General features: G+C 46.3%; 19 protein-coding genes. 16 read left to right on the top strand and 3 right to left on the bottom strand.

What is annotated here, in order from left to right:
* Positions 1-154 precede the first annotated feature (154 nt).
* The 16 genes from KJS65_RS09935 to KJS65_RS09860 all read left to right on the top strand — a co-directional run bounded on the left by KJS65_RS09935 (position 155) and on the right by KJS65_RS09860 (position 16,563).
* Complete coding sequence (locus tag KJS65_RS09935; RefSeq protein ID WP_280531311.1) at positions 155-2,590, top strand: heavy metal translocating P-type ATPase; 2,436 nt, start codon at positions 155-157, stop codon at positions 2,588-2,590.
* A 58-nt stretch (positions 2,591-2,648) separates the two neighbouring features.
* Positions 2,649-3,293: a nitrite reductase gene (locus tag KJS65_RS09930; RefSeq protein ID WP_244864462.1), complete on the top strand. Its 645-nt coding sequence runs from the start codon at positions 2,649-2,651 to the stop codon at positions 3,291-3,293.
* Between the two features lie 94 nt (positions 3,294-3,387).
* Positions 3,388-4,434: an acyl-CoA dehydrogenase family protein gene (locus tag KJS65_RS09925; RefSeq protein WP_213649680.1), complete on the top strand. Its 1,047-nt coding sequence runs from the start codon at positions 3,388-3,390 to the stop codon at positions 4,432-4,434.
* A gap of 161 nt (positions 4,435-4,595) precedes the next feature.
* Positions 4,596-5,435 carry a metallophosphoesterase family protein gene (locus KJS65_RS09920; RefSeq protein ID WP_213649679.1) on the top strand — a complete coding sequence of 280 codons (840 nt, stop codon included), beginning with the start codon at positions 4,596-4,598 and terminating at the stop codon, positions 5,433-5,435.
* Between the two features lie 30 nt (positions 5,436-5,465).
* Positions 5,466-6,071, top strand: coding sequence for a glycerol-3-phosphate responsive antiterminator (locus KJS65_RS09915; protein WP_213649678.1), 606 nt, complete (start codon positions 5,466-5,468; stop codon positions 6,069-6,071).
* A gap of 191 nt (positions 6,072-6,262) precedes the next feature.
* A complete protein-coding gene (locus KJS65_RS09910) occupies positions 6,263-7,579 on the top strand; it encodes an ABC transporter substrate-binding protein (RefSeq protein ID WP_244864461.1) in 1,317 nt (438 codons plus the stop codon).
* Positions 7,580-7,593: 14 nt separating this feature from the next.
* Positions 7,594-8,490, top strand: a complete 897-nt coding sequence (locus KJS65_RS09905; RefSeq protein ID WP_213649676.1) for an HAD family hydrolase — start codon at positions 7,594-7,596, stop codon at positions 8,488-8,490.
* Entirely contained in the window at positions 8,450-9,523 is a 1,074-nt protein-coding gene (locus KJS65_RS09900; protein WP_213649675.1) for an ABC transporter ATP-binding protein, read from the top strand. Before KJS65_RS09905 ends, KJS65_RS09900 begins: the two co-directional genes overlap by 41 nt.
* On the top strand, positions 9,520-10,392 hold the full coding sequence (locus tag KJS65_RS09895) for a carbohydrate ABC transporter permease (RefSeq protein ID WP_213649674.1): 873 nt from the start codon (positions 9,520-9,522) through the stop codon (positions 10,390-10,392). The genes KJS65_RS09900 and KJS65_RS09895 overlap by 4 nt, the downstream gene beginning before the upstream one ends.
* Before the next feature lie 16 nt (positions 10,393-10,408).
* Positions 10,409-11,329 (top strand): carbohydrate ABC transporter permease, encoded by a 921-nt coding sequence (locus tag KJS65_RS09890; protein ID WP_244864460.1) that lies wholly within the window; start codon positions 10,409-10,411, stop codon positions 11,327-11,329.
* A 105-nt stretch (positions 11,330-11,434) separates the two neighbouring features.
* Entirely contained in the window at positions 11,435-12,325 is an 891-nt protein-coding gene (locus tag KJS65_RS09885) for a DMT family transporter (protein ID WP_213649673.1), read from the top strand.
* 251 nt (positions 12,326-12,576) lie between these two features.
* The gene (locus KJS65_RS09880) at positions 12,577-13,251 is read left to right on the top strand and encodes a response regulator transcription factor (protein ID WP_280531325.1); all 675 of its coding nucleotides are present in this window, start codon (positions 12,577-12,579) and stop codon (positions 13,249-13,251) included.
* Positions 13,248-14,660, top strand: a complete 1,413-nt coding sequence (locus KJS65_RS09875; RefSeq protein WP_213649671.1) for a HAMP domain-containing sensor histidine kinase — start codon at positions 13,248-13,250, stop codon at positions 14,658-14,660. The genes KJS65_RS09880 and KJS65_RS09875 overlap by 4 nt, the downstream gene beginning before the upstream one ends.
* A gap of 105 nt (positions 14,661-14,765) precedes the next feature.
* Positions 14,766-15,392: an undecaprenyl-diphosphatase gene (locus KJS65_RS09870; protein WP_213649670.1), complete on the top strand. Its 627-nt coding sequence runs from the start codon at positions 14,766-14,768 to the stop codon at positions 15,390-15,392.
* Between the two features lie 4 nt (positions 15,393-15,396).
* Positions 15,397-16,338, top strand: coding sequence for an alkaline phosphatase family protein (locus tag KJS65_RS09865; RefSeq protein ID WP_244864459.1), 942 nt, complete (start codon positions 15,397-15,399; stop codon positions 16,336-16,338).
* A 48-nt stretch (positions 16,339-16,386) separates the two neighbouring features.
* Positions 16,387-16,563, top strand: a complete 177-nt coding sequence (locus KJS65_RS09860; protein ID WP_213649669.1) for a hypothetical protein — start codon at positions 16,387-16,389, stop codon at positions 16,561-16,563.
* Between the two features lie 51 nt (positions 16,564-16,614).
* Here the strand turns inward: KJS65_RS09860 and KJS65_RS09855 are convergent, their stop codons facing one another.
* From KJS65_RS09855 to KJS65_RS09845, 3 genes are read right to left on the bottom strand one after another with little or no spacing between them, the layout of a single operon-like run.
* Positions 16,615-17,739: a Ger(x)C family spore germination protein gene (locus KJS65_RS09855; RefSeq protein WP_213649668.1), complete on the bottom strand. Its 1,125-nt coding sequence runs from the start codon at positions 17,737-17,739 to the stop codon at positions 16,615-16,617.
* Positions 17,729-18,826: a GerAB/ArcD/ProY family transporter gene (locus KJS65_RS09850; protein WP_213649667.1), complete on the bottom strand. Its 1,098-nt coding sequence runs from the start codon at positions 18,824-18,826 to the stop codon at positions 17,729-17,731. Before KJS65_RS09850 ends, KJS65_RS09855 begins: the two co-directional genes overlap by 11 nt.
* Positions 18,827-18,837: 11 nt before the next feature.
* Complete coding sequence (locus KJS65_RS09845) at positions 18,838-20,328, bottom strand: spore germination protein (RefSeq protein ID WP_213649666.1); 1,491 nt, start codon at positions 20,326-20,328, stop codon at positions 18,838-18,840.
* Between the last annotated feature and the right edge of the window lie 121 nt (positions 20,329-20,449).

Genomic DNA, 20,449 nt, shown 5'->3' with positions numbered 1-20,449 from the left:
TTCATGGATATAGATTACCGGGGTATTATAAAATTATGTTGACTTAATATAGGGTAGGAGGGTATACTACAAACATGGAAAGCAAAGGAATAGATTGTAAAGCAGTGCTAATAAACGATTCCAAAAATTGAGGGATTCAAGGAGTGTATGAGCTGTGGAAACAACCATTGCCAAAGATAAAAAGCAAACGATATTGCAAATCACCGGTATGACCTGCGCAGCTTGCGCGAACCGGATTGAAAAGGGTTTGAATAAAATGGAAGGCGTGCATTCCGCCAACGTGAATTTCGCCTTGGAAAGAGCCAGTGTATCCTATGATACGAATAAGGTGAAGGATAGTGACCTCGAAGCCACAATTAAGAAGCTCGGCTATGATACCGCCAAGGAAGTAATGCACTTCAAGCTTGAAGGCATGACCTGCGCAGCCTGCGCTAACCGGATTGAAAAAGGCCTGAGCAAGCTGCAGGGCGTATCCAATGCTTCTGTCAATTTTGCAATGGAAACCGCGACAGTAGAATTTGCTCCAGGTGAGGTCTCGGTAGCGGATATGCAAAATAAAGTGAAGCAGCTTGGTTATAAAGCAGTCACCGCAGAGGAGAAAGAGGACCTGAAGGACAGCCGGGATCAGGGAATAAGAAGGCAGAAACGAAAGCTGCTCATTTCGGCCATTCTCTCCTTCCCATTATTGTGGGCTATGGTAGCACATTTCTCCTTTACTTCCTGGATTTATCTGCCTGATCTTTTTATGAATCCATGGTTTCAACTGATTCTGGCAACTCCGGTACAGTTCTATATCGGAAAGCCATTCTATGTGGGAGCTTATAAGGCACTTCGGAACGGCAGCGCGAATATGGATGTGCTGGTATCACTTGGAACTTCGGCCGCATACTTGTACAGCTTGTACCTCACAGTGGATTGGTTTGCTAAGGGAGGCGAAATGCATCACGGACCTTCCATGTACTATGAGACCAGCGCCATTCTGATTACACTAGTGATCATGGGGAAGCTGTTTGAGTCGCTCGCCAAAGGCCGGACATCGGAGGCCATTAAATCACTAATGGGACTTCAAGCGAAAACAGCACGTGTCATTCGTGATGGTCAGGAGCTGACATTACCCGTTGAAGAGGTAATCACCGGAGATATTGTGATGATCCGTCCCGGTGAAAAGGTACCCGTGGATGGCGATGTACTGGAGGGCGTATCGGCAATCGATGAATCTATGCTGACCGGTGAAAGCCTACCGGTGGAGAAGAAAGCCGGGGATACAGTCATCGGAGCTACCCTGAATAAAAACGGTGTCTTGCGAATTAAGGCAACCAAGGTTGGCAAAGAGACAGCACTTGCTCAGATTATAAAAATCGTAGAGGAAGCACAAGGCTCCAAAGCACCAATTCAGCGGGTAGCTGATGTAATCTCCGGTATCTTCGTTCCCATTGTTGTCGGTATTGCAGTAGCTGCTTTCCTTGTATGGTATTTCTTTGTCACACCAGGGGACTTTGCTGACGCATTGGAGAAGTCCATAGCTATCCTGGTCATCGCATGTCCTTGTGCGCTGGGTCTGGCTACACCTACATCAATCATGGCCGGATCCGGACGTGCAGCGGAGCTTGGCATCCTCTTCAAGGGCGGCGAGCATTTGGAGCAAACGCATAAAATTGATGCGATCATCCTTGATAAAACAGGCACAGTTACAAAAGGCAAACCGGAATTGACAGATATCATCACAGACGGCGATATACAAGAATTTCTCAAACTGGTTGGAGCCGCAGAGAAAAACTCGGAGCATCCACTTGCCGAGGCTATTGTGGAGGGGATTCTGGATCGCAATATCTCTCTGCCGGAAACCGAATTGTTCACAGCCATCCCGGGGTACGGCATAAAAGCGGTCGTAGAAGGCAAGGAACTGCTGGTTGGTACACGCAGATTAATGGAAAAACACGGCGTAAACGCTGCCCATGCATACGAAGTAATGACTAGCCTGGAGGAAGCTGGGAAGACTGCCATGTTGGCCGCAATCAACAATGAGTATGCCGGCATGGTAGCAGTTGCGGACACGATAAAAGAAACATCCAAGGAAGCGGTTGACCGGTTGAAAAACATGGGGATTCAGGTCATTATGATCACCGGTGATAATGAACGCACGGCAAAAGCTATTGCCGCACAAGTGGGTATTGATCATGTCCTTGCCGAGGTTCTTCCGGAAGGAAAGGCCGAGGAAGTGAAGAAACTTCAGGCATTAGGCAAAAAGGTGGCGATGGTCGGTGACGGCATCAATGATGCGCCTGCTCTTGCTACTGCCGATATCGGAATGGCCATCGGTACAGGTACGGATGTCGCGATGGAAGCCGCAGATGTTACGCTGATGCGCGGGGACCTTTCGAGCATTCCGGATGCGATTTATATGAGCCGTAAAACGATGGGGAATATCAAGCAGAATTTGTTCTGGGCTCTTGGATACAACACACTGGGTATTCCGATTGCGGCACTCGGGCTGCTCGCTCCATGGATCGCAGGTGCCGCGATGGCACTTAGCTCGGTTTCAGTTGTACTGAATGCCCTGCGGCTGCAGCGGGTTAAGATACGCCAATAACGGATGAAGAGTACCTTGGGTTGAAAGCAAAAAATTCGAGATTAAACAAGGGAGAATCATGATGACAGGAACAATCAAGTTTGCCGTATCATCACCCGTTCAAGTGGGCGGAAACATTCTTGCTTCTGAACAGCTTGCAATCATTGCCGCGGCTGCAGGCCCGGAAGGGAGCGTTGAAGTCACGCCGTTTCGACAGATTTATATAGAAGTGCCACTTGCTGAGCAAAAACATGTTGAGGAGCAATTGGTTAAAGGCGGATTGGAGGTCTATCCGGCAGGCGCGGTCATTAAAGGCTTGATCGCCTGCCAGTTTTGCAACGGGGCTGAGGCAGCCGGATTAGATACAGCGAGAGCCCTGAACCTTGCTGTCGCGGGCATAGAAACGCCGGCTCCTGTTAAAATCGGCTATGCCGGATGCGCCCTTGGGACAAGTGAACCGCTGCTTAAAGACATTAGTGTTGTGAAAATGAAAGATAAGTTCAGCATTTATGCCGGAGGAGAGCCGAAAGGAATCAAGACTGCTATTGCCGAGCTCCTGATTGCCGATCTGGAAGAAAGGCAAATCATCCCCATTATTTTACGAATCATTGATTTCTATAAATCGAACGCCAAAGGAAAAGAAAAGTTCAGCAAATTTATGCGCCGGATGACCGTTGACAGAATGCGTGATATTGCCGGTTCAACAGCATTGGGAAAATACTGAACTGTTTGTTTATGATTTGTAACTTTTGAAACCGCCTGCGATCCCGTTCATGTTAAAATAAAGAAAACATACTATTGAGGAAAGCGGTGGAAGCATGGGATTTACGCAGCAGGAGATCATCAGTATTCGTGAGCAGTCGGGACAGATGGAGCGTGAAGGTGTGATCACACCGGAAGCGCTCCAGTACATATATGATAAGAAGCTGTTTCATTTGTTTGTGGCGGATGATCTGGATGGGAATATGACACCGCTGCCTGAAGCAATCCGCATCTTTCAGGAATGTTCCCGTATTGACGGCAGCTTCGGCTGGCTCGTAACGATTGGTGCAGGAGGCGGATACTTTGCTCCTTTTATGACTATGGAGATCGGGCGTAAGGTTTTTTCGAGTTCGGATGCGGTTATCGCGGGCAGCGGAGCACCAACGGGGACGGCACGTAAAGTTGATGGGGGATATATGGTCAGCGGGCGCTGGAAGTACTGCAGCGGCTCGACCCACGCCACAACATTTACAGCGAACGCGGTGCTCGATCAGGAAGAAACCCGGCTGGATTCCGGAGAGACACCAGAGCTTGTGACTTTAATCATGCAGCCCGATCAGGTTCGCATCCAAAAGGATTGGAACACCTTCGGTCTTAAAGCTACAGCAAGTCACAGTATGGTGGTGACCGATGCTTTTATACCGGATGAAATGACCTTTTCATTCACTGAATTCCGTTCCCATGAAGATGAGCTGCTGTATAGATATCCGTTTTTACCGTTTGCACAGACCTCATTTGCCGGTGTAGCTATGGGGCTCGCGGATCATTTTCTCGAAGCGGCTGAAGAACAGCTTCGATCGCGGGGGAATGAGCGCGTGCTTGCCAAGCTGGATGAGCAGAAGAAGGAGTTCGCCCATCAACAGGATGCATTCTATATGGTATTGGACAAGTCTTGGGAAGAGCTGGGACACAAGGGAAGGCTATCACCAGAAATGGAGCAGCGTATCTCAAGTGAATGTGTCACAGCAGCTAAAGCTTCGCTTGATTGTGGTTTGCGGCTGTTTCCCATGCTGGGATTGTCAGCATGTATGGAAGACACGGATGTGAACCGGATTTGGAGAGATTTGCAAACTGCATGTCAGCACGCGCTTTTGCGTGGATAAAAGGGAAACGGCATGATGCCGTTTTCTTTTTTTTTAGGGCATGGGAGATTTGCTTATTCTTTTACAAAACACAACCGTGTAATTAACGGATAAATAATACTCGGTCTATATGATGAATGAAGGCAGGAAAATATTTCATATCAACGGGAGGAGAGAGATTGATGAAATTAGCATTATTAGGAGATTTGCATTATCACGAGATTGATACGACGATTCCAGGGCTGCCTGAGGCTAAGGCAGCATTCTATCAAAATGTGCTGGAGCAGTTTCTGAATCTGGATGCGGATATGTATATTTCACTCGGAGATCTCACCAACTATGGTCTAACATCAGAGCTTGAGGAAATTTATGAGCTGCTGCAGCGTCATGACAAGCAGTTCATCCACGTACTGGGCAACCATGATCTCTATGGACAGACAAGGCGCGAAGTTCTGGAGTTAACGGGACAACAGCGGTACCATGTGCTGGATACCGAGGAAGCAGTCTTGGTTTTTCTTGATACGGCCAAGGAAATGGATTTCAAGGATTGGGGAGGCTGGCTGGATTTTGAACAGCTGGAGTGGCTGGAACATAAGGTCATTGCATCCAAAGAGAAACCGCTGCTCGTTTTTGGACATCATCCGGTCTACCGCACAACAGCTGGTTCCGAGAGAGACAAAGGCTCCATTCATCCGAGTATTGATATGTGGAATATTTTGAACCAGAACAAGGGAATTGGCATCTATTTCAATGGTCATACGCACATGGACTCCATTGTTCAGCAGCAAGAGTGGTCGTTCGTACAGCTGTCTGCATGTCTTGATCAGCCAGGCTTCCGTTTGGTGGACATCGGGGAAGAATCCATCCGAATTTCGGCTGTAGATATCACAGATCCGATCGTTCTTGAGAGCGCACCGATTCTGCACAAACATATGAAGCATTTTTCACCTACGCTGAATGCCCGGGGAAAAGATGAAGACCGCGAACTGGTAGTGCAGTTGTTAAAAGCTCCGATATTTTAATATGGACTCAAGGAAACGGAGGGGAGGCAGATGAATGACATGATGACGACCGATGTGTTTTTCGCGGGTCTGGCCAGACATAAGCGAATTGCCTCCGTTAAGGATCCAAGGCATATCGAGCTGGCACTAAAGCACCGGGATCAGTTGAGCGGAGTCTTTTTGCTAATGGGTCATATTGGTGTGGTAAAAGAATATGTCAACGTGTTCAAGGAACATAATCTGCCCGTGTTTATGCATTTGGAGAAAATTGGGGGCTTGAGTACAGACCATTACGGTCTTGACTACTTGGCGAAAAGCATCAAGCCGTTTGGCGTGATATCAACCAAAACCAATGTGGTGAAGAACGCGAAGAAGATGGGGCTGCTTACGGTACAGCGTTTCTTCCTTGTCGACAGCGAGGGATTGGATAATATCGCCAAGAGCCTGTCACAAACAGAGCCGGACATCATTGAGCTTATGCCTGCCCGTATTCCGGATATGATTCGCAAGGTAAAGTCATTCACATCGGTTCCAATAATAACAGGAGGCTTATTGTACGAGCATTGCCATGCAGAGGAGTGTCTGAGTCATGGCGCATCCGCAATTTCTTCCTCAAGACCTGAATTATGGGGGAAAGCAGAACAAAAATTGATATAGTTTTAATATTGTACAGGATCAGAATTAACATTTGTCTATTATCATTTTAAATGACAAGTAAATAAATCGGTTGGAGCCTTGGAGAAACCTTATCTGCTGCGAACGCTTTTAGTTCCCGGTAGTTTAAGGTTTCTTTTTGCATGCTTCCTGCCGGGATGGGTTTACACAAAAGAGAGAGTGGAGGAATGGGTATGTTAAAGAAAAAGTTAACGGCTCTTACGCTTACAGCTATGATGGTGGGTGCTTTGGCAGGCTGTGGTTCAGGTGGGGGTACAGACAGCGCCAATAGCGAAGCGAAAGCTGAAGCGGCTGCGTCATCAAAAAAAATCGTTATTAAGTATTGGTACGCCTATGGAGACAAGATTGAGGAAGCCAAGCAGCATATGGTCAAGACATTCAACGAATCCCAGGACAAATATGAAGTCGTGGCCGAGCATCAGGGCAGTTATGATGATCTTCATGCCAAAGTCCAGGCTGCTTTTGCCGCTGGCAACGCTCCTGCAGTAACCGATCTGGAGATTGCCTCGACGGGGGTGTTCGCCCATTCCGGCATGCTGGAAGAACTGACGGCCTATGCAGAGAAAGACAAAGCGCAGCTGAAGCTGGATGATTTCATCCCTGGTCTGATGGGAAATGCTTATGTGGATAGCAAGCTGTACGGACTGCCCTTTATGCGCAGTACACCGATTATGTATAAAAATGTGACCATGCTTAAAAATGCCGGTCTTGATCCTGCCGGTCCAAAGACATGGGAGGAGCTGGAACAATATTCCCGCGTACTGAAGGATAAAGGCAAGGTTGGAATGACTGTTCCGGTAGACATCTGGTATTACGAAGCGTTGGTGGCTCAAAGCGGTGGCCAGATGCTGAGCGATGACGGCAAAAAGGCAGCTTTTAACGACGCGGCAGGTATGGCTCCGGTTGAGTTTTGGAAGAAGCTCTCCAGCGAAGGGCTGATTAAAATGCCTGTTGGCGATGAAGCAGGTGCTTCCGCGAACAAGGATTGGGCGAATCAAATATCCGCCTTCAAGTTCGGATCGACTGCGGGCGTATCAGAAAGCCTGGAAATTGCCAATGGCAACGGGTTTGAACTGCAAACCGCATTTATGCCTGCAAACAAGGATTACGGGGTTCCCACAGGCGGCTGTCAGCTCGTGATGACATCGAAAAGCACGGCTGAAGAGAAGGAAGCAGCTTGGGAGTTTATCAAATGGATGACCTCCAAAGAAAATACGATTTATCAGCATAAACATGTCGGCTACTTGCCAACGCGTACCTCAGCCGTTGAGAGCGAAGAGCTGCAGGAGCATTTTAAGCAATATCCGCAATATAAAGTCGCTGTGGATCAATTGGAATATGCAAGACCACGTCCCATGGAGAATGCTTATCCGGAGATTGCCAAAATTCTTTCCGATGCGATACAAAAGGCAATCATTGATCCGAAGACCACTCCGCAGGATGCTCTGAATCAAGCGGCGGAGAAAGCGAACAAGCTGCTGGGCAAATAGAAAGGATACGAGATATGAAAAACAACAACTGGCTCGCGGAGATTAAAATCATTATTTTCGATATGGACGGGACGTTGTACCAGGACGATACGTTCATGGAGCGGTATATCCGTTATTTGCTGGAAGGAACAGAGCATGAAGCAAATACGGCGTCAACAGTGAAGACGGGAAACGCCATTTTAACTGGAGAACATCCCTTTGGCTTCGGTCATTTCTATCATTCCAGGGATCACGTGATACTGAATCGGCTAGAGGACGGCTCTATTAAGGGCTATACATGGGAAGGGGATGCCATTCAAGATCCGGCGAAGAGATATGACTCCATCCCCGCTCCGGATTTGGTCCATATTGGTGACCCGTGGGGCATTGCAGCTGTAATCTCTCAGCACTATAAACTGCCGGATGATAAGCTGCAGCACGCTTTCAACAGGGTGCGCAATGAAATGCTAATTGCCCCGCATCAGCTCGCCACTCACAGAGGATTGTTTCAAGCCATAGAAGAGCTGGATCTGAGCAAAAAAGTGCTAATGACGAATACGCATCTGGAGTCAGGGATCGAATTTTTGAATTATTTGCAGATTCATCATATTTTTGAGGAAGTGATTTGCGGGGCGGAAAAGCCGGCGGGGATGGAGAATTATCTGTCCTCCCTGCTGGAGGAAGGGTATGGTGCCCATGAGATTCTGTCGATTGGAGACAATCCGTGGAATGATCTGTATCCGGTCAAGAGAATGGGCGGCCGAACCTGCTTCATATCCCCTTATGTGAGCCATGATACGGAATCCTGGGACATACGGCTGACAACTCTCGATGAATTAGAGCAGCTCATTCGGGCAGTCAATGATAGCAAACTAAGGAGGAGAACAACGGATGGCACAAATCCAACTGAAGCAGATCAGCAAGAAGTTTAAGGATGACATGATCATTGAAAACTTGAATCTGGATATCAAGGACGGTTCGTTCACTGTTCTGGTCGGGCCATCGGGCTGCGGAAAGTCAACCACATTGCGTATGGTGGCTGGTCTGGAGAAGCAAACAAGCGGTGAAATCTGGATTGATGATCGATGCGTCAATGACACACCTCCGGGGCTGCGAGACGTTGCCATGGTTTTTCAAAATTATGCCTTATATCCTACCATGACGGTACGTGGAAATATTGAATTTGGTCTTAAGAACAAGCGAGTTTCAAGAAATGAGCGTGAGAAGCTGGTAAAGGATATTTCGGAGATTGTTGGACTTGCTCCATACCTGGATAAGAAGCCGCAGAGCCTCTCTGGAGGGCAGCGCCAGCGTGTAGCGCTCGCAAGGGCGATGGTCAAGAAACCGAAGGTGTTTATTCTCGATGAACCGTTGTCCAATCTGGATGCCAAGCTGCGTAATCAGATGAGAACGGAGCTGATTCAGCTTCACAAAAGGCTGGGAACCACCTTTGTCTACGTTACACATGACCAGGTGGAAGCCATGTCGATGGGGGATGAAATCGTCGTGATGAACAAAGGGGTCATTCAGCAAGCAGATTCTCCCATGAGGCTATATCAAAATCCTCAGAATCTATTCACCGCCCAATTTATTGGAACTCCGGCCATGAATACGATGATGCTGCAGGATATGAAGGGACTGGATGTCCGCTCGGAAAGTCCCGTCGAATACATAGGCTTTCGCCCGGAGCAAGGACTCTTAAATCCTGACGATCAGGCAGAGGGCCTTGTTCTGCAAGGTGAGATTCTTATCCGCGAAAGCTTGGGAGCAGAGAATATTTATCAGATCCGGTCGCAGGCGGGCTTGTTTTTCGTCAAAACGTTCCTTAAGCCTCTGGAAGGAGCGAATCATGTGAAAGTTGTGGTTCCCTATGACCAGCTTTTCTATTTCAGTTCGGATGGCGACAGGGTATTTGATGCCGTGATACCCGGTAGGGAATTGGTCGCTGGAGGCGTTCTGGTATGACCGTGTGGCATAAGCTTCGTCCTTACAGTATGGTTGCCCCGGCCATCATTATCTTTTCAATGTTTTTCATTTACCCGATATTCTACATGATTTACTTGAGTATGTTCGATTGGAACTTTGTCAGCCCCACGAAAGCATTCGTAGGCATTCAAAACTTTGTGGAACTTTTAACCGAGCCGGAATTTCGGCAGGTGCTTACGAATACGACCTTATATACCATTTTGACAGTCACGTTAACAACGGGATTATCCCTGCTGCTGGCACTGTGGCTTAACAGAGGGAATTTCTTTTATGGAGTCGTACAGGGTGCGATATTTAGTCCGCATATTATTTCGCTCGTATCCATTTCGCTGCTCTGGAGCTGGCTGATGGATCCTGAATATGGCCTGCTGAACTGGGTCATCGGTCTGTTCGGTTTCGGTAAGCTGCAGTGGCTGTCTCATCCGAGCACGTCGCTGATCTCGCTGGTTATGGTTGCCGTATGGAAAGGCCTAGGGTATAACACGCTGGTTTTCATTGCCGGTTTGCAGAGCATTCCTGCAGATATCTATGAGGCAGCTTCCCTCGACCGCTCCAGACCCTGGACAACGTTTACCAAGCTGATTATGCCCATGCTGTCGCCAACGATCTTTTTTCTGGTCATTATTAACATGATCGGATCCTTTCAGGTATTTGAAACGATCGCGATCATGACCCAAGGCGGTCCGGTTAATTCGACCAATACACTGGTGTACTACATTTACGAGTACGGCTTCCGGTTTTTCAAAATTGGGTATGCATCCGCAGCGGGGGTTATCCTGCTATGCATTGTTGGGATTCTGACTATTATCTATTTTAAACTGCTATCGAACCGGGTTCATTACCGTTAGGAAGAGGTGAGGCGAATTGAAAGCAGCAAACCGTACAATGGAGGGTCACCCCATCGGATCTGCCGCAGGCAATCCTTTGATCGGGATCAGATCCAAACAAGCTTTTTTGCGAAAACTGGTGACTTTTATACTAAGGCTGCTTAATTCTGCAGGGCTTTTGCTTTTGATATTAATTTTTGCAATGCCCTTTGTCTGGATGCTCTCCACATCGCTGAAGACGCTGCCGGAGACGATGATTTTTCCACCGGTCTGGATACCGCAGCATCCCGTCTGGAGCAACTACATTGAAGCCTGGAATACGGGGCCGTTCCTGCATTATTTAACGAATAGCGTTATGATTTCCGTAAGTATATTGATCCTGCAGATGCTGACGATCATCCCGGCTTCTTATGCATTTGCAAGGTATAAGTTTAACGGTTCAGGTTTTTTATTCGGCGTTGTTATGGTCACACTCATGATACCCAATCAGCTTATCTTCCTGCCGGTCTATTTGGAGCTCAGTGCCTTCAAGCTGCTGAATACGCATCTGGGACTCATTTTGCCTTTTGCATCGAGCGCCTTCGGGATCTTTCTGCTGAGGCAGGCGTTCCGCCAGATTTCGGATGAACTGCTGGAAGCGGCCAGACTGGATCAGGCGGCAGAGTGGAAAATCATTGTCCGGATCATGGTTCCTATGGTGAAGCCCGTACTCGTTACTTTCGCATTGTTCAGTTTTATTGCGCATTGGAATGATTACTTCTGGCCGCTTGTCATGACTACCAATGAAGCTGCAAGGACATTGCCTATCGGTATTGCCAAGATACGCGAGGTAGAGGGCGTGGGAACCTGGAATATTTTAATGGCGGGTAACCTTATCCTTGTGGCACCGATTCTGGTCGCGTTTTTCCTGTCGCAGCGCCATATTATCAAGGCCTTTGTGTACAATGGAGTGAAGTAAAATGACTGTATGTAAATAACGCTTTCAGAAAAAACACATGACGCATCTGACATATGAGCGTATAATTTTCTCCATGTCTATGATCGTTACAGGGAGTGAAGTCAGATGCGTCAGCAAAATAAAACTATATTTCTTCTTGTGTTTCTTATTTTGGTATGGGGAATTAACTGGCCCTTGTCCAAGTTCGCGTTACAATATACACCGCCCGTGCTATTTGCTGGACTCCGCGCTTTAATCGGCGGTCTACTGCTTGTAATCGTAGCTCTTCCGAGATATAAAAAGCTGCAGTTCCGCCGGAACTGGCCAGTATATGTCTTGTCTGCATTACTTAGCATCGTGCTGTACTATGGCGTTCAAACCATCGGTCTTCAATATACGCCAGCCGGATTATTCTCGGCCATCGTCTTTTTGCAGCCGGTGCTGCTGGGGCTCTTCTCCTGGCTATGGCTGGGGGAGAGCATGACACGGCAGAAAATGCTTGGTCTGATGATTGGTTTTGTGGGGGTGGCTACGATGAGTGCAGGCGGTCTTACGGGCAAAATATCCCCGGTCGGCATTGTTCTAGCGATCATTACCGCAGTTACATGGGCACTTGGAACCGTTTATGTTAAGAAGATTGGACATAAAGTGGATTCGCTCTGGCTCACTGCGATGCAAATTACAATTGGCGGCATTATCCTGCTGGTTGCGGGTTCAGGGATGGAAGACTGGTCAGCCATAGTCTGGAATTCTTCTTTTATTGCGGACACGGTGTTTATCGCTATATTCGTCATTGCACTCGGGTGGTTCGTTTATTTCAAATTGATCCACGAAGGAGAAGCGAGCAAGGTTGGATCCTATACGTTTCTGATTCCACTGGTCTCCATTTTTACAAGTGTGTTGTTCCTGAATGAACATGTATCGCTGAACCTGCTGATTGGACTCACGCTGATTCTCGCCAGCATTCTTCTCGTGAATGTACGTTTCCGCAGATTGAAGGATACGGAGGCTGTCTAAACAGTGAGCCTGCTGATCCCAATGAAGACACACAGATATTAATATCCATTTTCCAAAGGCAATTCTCTTTTCTAAGGAGGGTTGCTTTTTTGTTTAGACAAAACTTGTTTGCCAAGACTAATATACAATGTGAGCGTCGTTTTGGGTTTTGAGCTATTGTGATCTCAAACGCAGCTCGAAAGATTTCTCATCGAGTTTTCATATTTTTCTTTTATAATGGGATCGTAGTACTGCTGCAAAGGAGAATTATGATGAAACGGATATTAATTATAGAAGATGAAAAGAGTCTGGCCCGCTTTATTCAATTAGAGCTGGAACATGAACATTTTTATGTAAAAGAAGCTTATGACGGTAACAGCGGACTGCAGCTGGCCTTGTCTGAAGAGTGGGATCTGATATTACTGGATATTATGCTTCCCGGGCTGAACGGGATTGAGGTGTGCCGCAGAATTCGCACCATGAAGAGAACACCGGTGATCATGCTCACGGCCAGAGACCGGCTGGAGGATCGGGTATCAGGTCTGGACAGTGGGGCAGATGATTATATAGCTAAACCCTTCGATATCGAGGAACTTCTGGCCCGTATGCGCGCGCTGTTCCGCCGTATCGAAATGGCGGACCGCCAAAGCCATTCGATACTCACGTTCCGGGAGGTTACGATCGATATGGATGCAAGAATAGTGACACGCAGCGGTGTACCCGTTGAGCTTACCAAACGTGAGTTTGATCTTCTGGCAGTATTCATTAAGCATCCGAACCTGGTGCAGACCAGAGATATGCTGCTGGATCTGGTTTGGGGTTACGACTCGATGGTGGAGACCAATGTGGTCGATGTCTACGTGAGATATTTGAGAAATAAGCTTGATGCGCCGGGAGAAGAGAGCATTATCCAGACGGTACGCGGCATGGGATATGTGATGCGATGATGAAAAAAATAATTCGAATGCTGAAGAGACTGCCTGTGATTTGGAAGCTGATGATAGGAGCGGCGCTGCTTATTTTTCTTGTGTTTGCAACGTATAATTTTGCTCAGTATCTGGTGCTGAAGCATTGGATGTTGAAACAGGAGCAGGATGCCGTTCATACCATGATGTCTCAGGTCCAGGAATATGTACAGGATAAAACAAACTCAGCGGAATCCTTTCAGCTGCCAGAAACGAAATCCTATATGCGAAATATGCTGGGAAAGAATCAGATGATACGCATTATAGACCTAGACGGTACGGAGCTGTTGTCAGTCACTAACCACTTTAAGCCCGAATGGATCAAACCGGAGCAAGTGATGGAGAAGCAGCTGCAGACAGTACGGCATGAAGAAGATCATATTCTGGTATACCGAAGTCCATTCAGCACTGCGTCTGAACAGGGTACCCTAGAAATTGCGAGTAATTTGGAGACCTTTGACCATTTTAACGATACGTTATTGTGGGTCATGGTCATTGGGGGGATTCTGGCCGTATGTGTTAGTGTGATTAGCGGATGGGCTATTGCCAAGCAGTTTTTACGTCCGGTCAAGGCACTTGCAGGAACAATCCAGAATGTAAAAGAAAATGGACTGCAGGAACGCGTCGTCAATATCGAAAACGGTGATGAGTTTTCCGAGCTTGCCCGTTTGTTTAATGAGCTGATGGATCAGCTGGAAATGTCGTTCCGCCAGCAAAAGCAATTCGTGGATGATGCCTCACATGAACTTCGCACTCCGCTTACGATCCTGGAAGGCCATTTGAATTTATTGAACCGCTGGGGAAAAGAAGATCCTGTCGTGCTTGATGAATCGCTTACTGCTTCCTTGCATGAAGTCCGCCGTTTGAAAAGCCTTGTGCAGGAGCTGCTAACTCTAACGAGAACCGAAACCCAATCATTACCGGATCATTTGGATTATATTCAGATCGAGCCGTTTCTGGTTCAATCCGTAAAGCGGATGGAGACCCTTCACCCCGAATTTCATTTTGTCATGACATTGAACCAGCGGGACTTTTGGGTGAAAATAAATCCGCTGCATTTGGAGCAAATCATGCTCATTCTGATTGAAAATGCCGTCAAATATTCAGACAATGACAAACATGTACACATCGACTCCCGCATGAACAATGGCAAGATGACCATATCGGTTCAGGATCATGGAATCGGCATACCATCGGAAGAGCTCCAGTATGTGTTTGACCGTTTCTATCGGGTTGACAAAGCCCGTAACCGGGAAATCGGGGGGACAGGCTTGGGTTTGTCGATCGCCAGAAACCTGGTGCAGCATTATCAAGGGGAGATCAACATGACGAGTGTAGAGGATGAAGGTACCCGGGTGACGTTGACGTTTCCGGCCATGGTAAAAGACTAAAGTGAAAAAAGTTAAAAGAAATTCTCATTATTTTTTCATTTTTCTGCTGTAAGGTGAGAGCAGCCGGTTTCAAGGCAGATGAGAACCTACAGAAGGAGAATGAATATGAGTATCGGTCAGATAGACTATCAGTTGTTTCATACCATCAATGAATGGGGGAAATCGGTTTCTTTTTTAAATCCGGTCATGCAATTTTTGGCCAAAGATGCTTTTTACCTGTTTTTCATTGGTTTATTGGTTTATTGGTTTATAAGAAATGAGAAAAACCGCAGAATGGTAGCGGAATCTGTTATAGCAGCATGCGCTGGTCTGGCAATCAGCTGGATAATCGGACATCTTTTTTACCGGGATCGTCCTTTCGTGACGCATACAGTTCTGCAGCTGATTGACCACGCGGCTAATGCGTCCTTTCCGAGTGACCACGCGCTGGGCGCTTTTGTTATAGCAGCAGCCATTGGCATGTACCGCAAGAAGGACGGCATCGTCTGGTTGATATTGGCGGCTCTTATCGCGTTCTCTAGAGTGTGGACGGGCGTGCATTATCCAACGGATGTTCTTGGCGGAGCGCTGATTGGCATTCTGGTTGCCTCAGGTGTACATCTCGTGATGAAACAAAATGGCTTTGTTTCCCGCTCATTAAATGCTTGTATCGTGTTTTATGAGAAATATGAAACGAAAATCTGGCCACGGCATACGAATAAGGATCAACAAACGGCCGCGCAAGGGAAGTGATGGTATGTTTCGAAAACCACCGCTGGTAATATTATTGCTTTTTTTACTTTGTTCTTGTACAAGCCTGCAGGGTGGGAGAGCAAACGATGAACAAAACGCAAGACAGAGCGAGCAGCCTTCAAAAGATTCTTCACAGCGAGAGGCTATAACATCCAAGTCCGACAGCCAATCTGTCCAAATGAAGAAACAGGGGGCAGCTTCTCCGGATCATGTGGTCATTGTAGTGGAAGAGAACCATTCCGAGCAAAAAATTATCGGTAATCCTTCCGCTCCATATATAAACGGATTGGTCAATCAAGGCGCATATTTCACGCAGTCGTACGCCACTGATCATCCAAGCCAGCCTAACTACCTTGTACTCTTTTCCGGTTCGAACCAGGGAATACGCAGCGACTCATGCGGTCATATATTGAAGACACCCAATTTGGCGAGTGAGCTGATTAAAGCCAAATATACTTTTGGCGGATTTTCAGAGGATTTGCCTTCCACCGGTTCAACCGTTTGTACTCATAAACAGTATGGTAGAAAGCACAGTCCGTGGGTGAACTTTACCAATGTTCCGACATCGGCCAATATGACAATGGCAAGCTTTCCATCGGATTACAACAAGCTTCCGACGGTTTCGTTTGTGATTCCTAATCTGGACCATGATATGCACGACGGCACGATCCAAGCTGCAGACGACTGGTTAAAAAAGAATCTTGCTCCTTATCTGGAATGGGCTAAAACACATAACAGCCTGTTTATCCTCACTTGGGATGAAGATGATTATGGGAGCAGAAATCATATTCCAACCATAATGGTGGGGGAACATGTCCGCCAAGCAAAACTCAACCAAAAGATTACGCATTTAAGTGTGCTCCGCATGCTGGAAGAATTATACCATTTACCGTATCTTGGCAAAAGTTCTACAGCAGAACCGATTACGAATGTTTGGAAAAATTAAAACGTTCTTTCATCAAATATATTTGCATATCGAAGGGAGATGAGCCGGATGAATGAACAGCTTCAAGATATGGATGTGTTTCTGCGTACGATGCATATACTGGAAAACCGGATCAACGAGTTGATCCGAAGCTCAGACCTTTCCGAACAGCAGAAGCAATTTATTCTGAACCACATTTTGGTGATCCCGGGCAAAGATGCACCCCTTGAATGGAAGCAGAAATAAGAAACAGAGAAGACCAGGGATGCTGAGCATCCCTGGTCTTTTTTAAATCATTTAATGCAATAACTTGCCGTAATCCTTGATTCTTACGTTGACTCGGACTGAAATGTCGGCATCAGAATAGATCTGCCTCCAGTCCATTTTATGCCATACGTCATGGGGAACTGCATTACGGACATATTGTCCGATTCCGAGTGGATCGGTTTGCTGCTCCTGCATCATATGAATCAAAGATTTACATTTAGCCTGGATGGCTTCCTGCATTTCTCTTTCCAGCTTGCGTTGGTCGGATTGCTTTTTCATATCCAAATCCCCGATATATTCCAGCAATGAGCCTTTGAGATGGATATGCAGCACTACCTTTAACCGCTTATTATTCAGCAGACCTTGTGAGGATATGACATCCACTTTACGGTGGCTGCTTAAAAACTGCAGTGCGGCCTGCTGGCCGTCCGTCTGATCTTCCTTCAGATCAATATATAAATCGCCTGCCCGTACATTATGATGGAGCAGCCCAAAATACATCCGTTCTTCCGGCTGAATCTTACCGACATATTGATCCCCTTTGAAAAGAGCGATGCCATTGATGATCAGGCTGGCCTTTTGTTCCTTGAGAATGTTGGCTACCGGATCGATACCTTCATCGTAAAAGTCTCTTGAAAAGGTATATAAATTCGTTTCGGGAACCTCGCCGGATTTAGCCTCAGTGCGTATAAGCGTGTCAATATATTCACCGGCTGTGGGACCTTGGGGGTAATCATTGCGTTGCAGCAGGTTTTGCGGATCAGCTTCAGCGACGATAACATGCAAGCGCGTACCGATAGATGGATCCCGAATCAGTGAGTCGAGATGTTTCCAAATCCCCTTTTTGGCCAGATCTTCACCGAACAATACCTGTCGCAGCTGTCCGTTGACGAGCTTACGGTTATTTTGTCGGTCGAAGAACATCTTTGCATTCTTATCCGATTTAGCTAAGGTTGAGTATACGATGGCATCCTGGTGATTGGCTTTTGGAATGCTGATCGTAACTCTGATTAGATTATCGCTATCTTTATCAGCTGTATCATAAGCTATGGTACGGATGAATCCGGCATTTTCCAAAATATGCTCATCCGTGCAAGAGGTCAACAACAGCAGCAGAGTCAGTGTCAGAGTCAGCCATCCCAGCTTAACCTTCATTTTTGGGTTTCTTTCCTTTCAGCTTGAGATATTGAAGCACCAAAATCAGCAGGATCGGAATCGAAATGGCCAAACCAATTTCGATAAATAGGACCTTTCGCAGCAGCAGCTCCGATTGGGCAAGATATTTGGGGAAGTAACCAATAATGAACACGAGTAAAACTATACCAAATTCAATCCGGTTAGGCTTCATCCGTGGAAATACTTGTCTGAGCGTGGAAAGGGCAGCAAAACAGAACATCACGGTCGTAATCAGATTCCCTAACATAAACATAACGAAAACCAGATTTTCAATCCGGTTGATGAAAGGTATTTCAATAAAATCAAGGAGATCAATGACAGGATAAAGTAGAGACTGTATTTGGTCAAAGCTGAAAAAACCGAAAGACGTAATAAGTACGATCAACAGAGCTAATGTGATCAACCAGTGCCCCAGAAAAACTCCTTTGAACAGCTTGCTCTTTTTATTCACATAGGGAAAGAGGAATATACAGAGTTCAAAGCCTACGAAGGTTGTATACACTTCCGTCCAGTTGTGGAATGAATGTCCCTGTGCCGCATCCTGAAACCAAAAGGTTGTAAAACGGACAATTTTCCAATCCCTGTAATGATAGAAGGACAGGAGCAGCGTCCATATCGTCATGATAAAGAACACCGTATTTGCTTTGCTGATATTGTAGATATTTTTGATGAGTAAACAAAATACCATCAAGCAGAACAGCAGGAATATAAACATCGGATTTGTCGTTTGAAACGAAAGCATCTGAAAGATCAGGAAATAATTTTTCCCGATAAAAGATGCAGTCACGATCCAAAAAAGTGACAACGCAAGATAGAATGGATACAAAGCGGCTTTAGGAATGGCAGTCTCCAAAATTTGAAAGAGAGATGCCCCATTGCCCATTTTGTAGACCATTCTGTATAAAAAAATATTGAATGTCGCTATAAGTGACAGAAATAAATACCCTGCCCAACCGTTGGTACCAATGTTTTCAGCTACAAGACGGGGGAGGTTAAATAAGGTGATATTCATTTCCGTCATGTAGATGAGTAATGTGATGTGGAATACATTTAATTTTTCTTTCAATGAACTCACCATTATTTCCGCATTTTATTCGTCGTCTTATTTTTGGTTTTGACGATCGATGGCCTTGTTTTTAAACCCCAGAATGGTCCTCTGATATAGGTATCCAGCATGTCTGTGAAATTCATTGGAGCCAGAGGTGTTAAATAGGAGGTTCCCAGATTGGTTACTCCTGCCAAGTGAATTACCACAAGCCCAATTCCCATAATGAGTCCCAGGTTTCCTAAAATACCTGCCATGATAATCAGCCCAAACCGGATTAACCGGATCGATGCACTCATGATGTAGCTTGGAATAACGAAAGATGCGATCGCTGAGGTCGCTACGGCGATAATCAGAATATTACTTGTAAATCCTGCCTGTACGGCCGCTTGTCCAATCACGATACCGCCTACGATGCCAATCGTTTGCCCTACCTTTGTCGGAAGTCTCGCACCTGCTTCACGCAGCAGCTCGATTGTGGTTTCCATAAGCAGTGCTTCCAGCAGAGGTGGGAAGGGAACCTTCGCACGGGATTCGGTTAAATTCAAAAGCATGGTATGCGGAATCATCTCATAATGATAGGTGGTCACCGAAACGTAGAAGGCGGTAAAGCCAATGGTGATCAAAAATCCGATGAACCGCAAAATTCTAAGGGATGTCCCAAGCAGCCAGCGTTGGTAGTAATCATCCGGAGATGAGAAGAAATCAAAGAAATTGGTAGGGCAGCTGAACGCCGACGGACTGCCATCCACAAATCCTACAATTCTTCCTCCGATAAGCTTTGACGCAATAGCGTCAGGCCGTTCGGTCGTCATAAACTGAGGGAAAATAGAGTTGGGATTCTCGTCGATCAGCTGGACAAGCATATTGGAGTCCATCACAGCGTCATATTCGATGTCTTCAATCCGCTTCTTCACCATCTCCACAAATTCCTGGTTGGCGATTTGATCAATATAGACTAAAACAACATCCGTTTTGGCAATTTCGCCGACTTGAATCTTGACGGTTTTCAAATGGGAGCTTTTGATTCTTTTACGGAGTACACCTAAGTTTTGGGAAATATTCTCCACGAAGCCATCATGCGGACCCGAGATGACCGTTTCCGTTTCGGATTGGGCAATAGTCCTGCCAACAGGGTTGGATATGTCTACAAGGAATGTTTTTTGCATAAAGAAAATGGCTGCTCTGCCTTCCAGGATCCCTTTGATGCAATCCTTTGCATCGTCCACTTCTACATACTGAGAACGCATCAAGATTTGTTTGGCTTCTTCCTCAGAAGCACTGGAGAAAGGACGTACAATTTCCTGTGTTAACTCGTCAATACCCGTCAGAAAGTTGAGGTAGACGATATTCATCTTGCATTCCGGGTAGGTGCGCTGCACCAAATCCATACATTCCTTAAACTCTTGTAGAGTATGATCTAATGAAGGCTCTCTTTTTTCTTCTTCTGGCTTAACTGTCGTTTTCTCTTCTTCGTGATCTTGCGTGAACATAAATTCTTTTATGTTTTGAATAAATCCCATGATCAACACCTCGAGGATATTCTTCCCAGAGCATATCTGAATATGCATCTTTTGGAAGAGAGGTGTGTTTCTATATTGAAATTGCAAGGAACACATGTTCCTGTTATAATTCAGATACAAG

It is taken from the genome of Paenibacillus sp. J23TS9, assembly GCF_018403225.1.
Classification (GTDB): Bacteria; Bacillota; Bacilli; order Paenibacillales; family Paenibacillaceae; genus Paenibacillus_AQ.
Note: the sequence above shows the minus strand (reverse complement) of the source record. Positions and strands in the feature narration are given on the sequence as shown.

Bases quoted from the DNA above. Each gene is read 5' to 3' on its own strand.
- KJS65_RS09875 (WP_213649671.1), top strand. From the start codon at position 13,248: ATGATGAAAAAAATAATTCGAATGCTGAAGAGACTGCCTGTGATTTGG.
- KJS65_RS09870 (WP_213649670.1), top strand. From the start codon at position 14,766: ATGAGTATCGGTCAGATAGACTATCAGTTGTTTCATACCATCAATGAA.
- KJS65_RS09915 (WP_213649678.1), top strand. From the start codon at position 5,466: ATGAATGACATGATGACGACCGATGTGTTTTTCGCGGGTCTGGCCAGA.
- KJS65_RS09855 (WP_213649668.1), bottom strand. From the start codon at position 17,739: ATGAAGGTTAAGCTGGGATGGCTGACTCTGACACTGACTCTGCTGCTG.
- KJS65_RS09930 (WP_244864462.1), top strand. From the start codon at position 2,649: ATGATGACAGGAACAATCAAGTTTGCCGTATCATCACCCGTTCAAGTG.
- KJS65_RS09885 (WP_213649673.1), top strand. From the start codon at position 11,435: ATGCGTCAGCAAAATAAAACTATATTTCTTCTTGTGTTTCTTATTTTG.
- KJS65_RS09905 (WP_213649676.1), top strand. From the start codon at position 7,594: ATGAAAAACAACAACTGGCTCGCGGAGATTAAAATCATTATTTTCGAT.
- KJS65_RS09865 (WP_244864459.1), top strand. From the start codon at position 15,397: ATGTTTCGAAAACCACCGCTGGTAATATTATTGCTTTTTTTACTTTGT.
- KJS65_RS09880 (WP_280531325.1), top strand. From the start codon at position 12,577: ATGAAACGGATATTAATTATAGAAGATGAAAAGAGTCTGGCCCGCTTT.
- KJS65_RS09925 (WP_213649680.1), top strand. From the start codon at position 3,388: ATGGGATTTACGCAGCAGGAGATCATCAGTATTCGTGAGCAGTCGGGA.
- KJS65_RS09895 (WP_213649674.1), top strand. From the start codon at position 9,520: ATGACCGTGTGGCATAAGCTTCGTCCTTACAGTATGGTTGCCCCGGCC.
- KJS65_RS09900 (WP_213649675.1), top strand. From the start codon at position 8,450: ATGGCACAAATCCAACTGAAGCAGATCAGCAAGAAGTTTAAGGATGAC.
- KJS65_RS09860 (WP_213649669.1), top strand. From the start codon at position 16,387: ATGAATGAACAGCTTCAAGATATGGATGTGTTTCTGCGTACGATGCAT.
- KJS65_RS09920 (WP_213649679.1), top strand. From the start codon at position 4,596: ATGAAATTAGCATTATTAGGAGATTTGCATTATCACGAGATTGATACG.
- KJS65_RS09910 (WP_244864461.1), top strand. From the start codon at position 6,263: ATGTTAAAGAAAAAGTTAACGGCTCTTACGCTTACAGCTATGATGGTG.
- KJS65_RS09845 (WP_213649666.1), bottom strand. From the start codon at position 20,328: ATGGGATTTATTCAAAACATAAAAGAATTTATGTTCACGCAAGATCAC.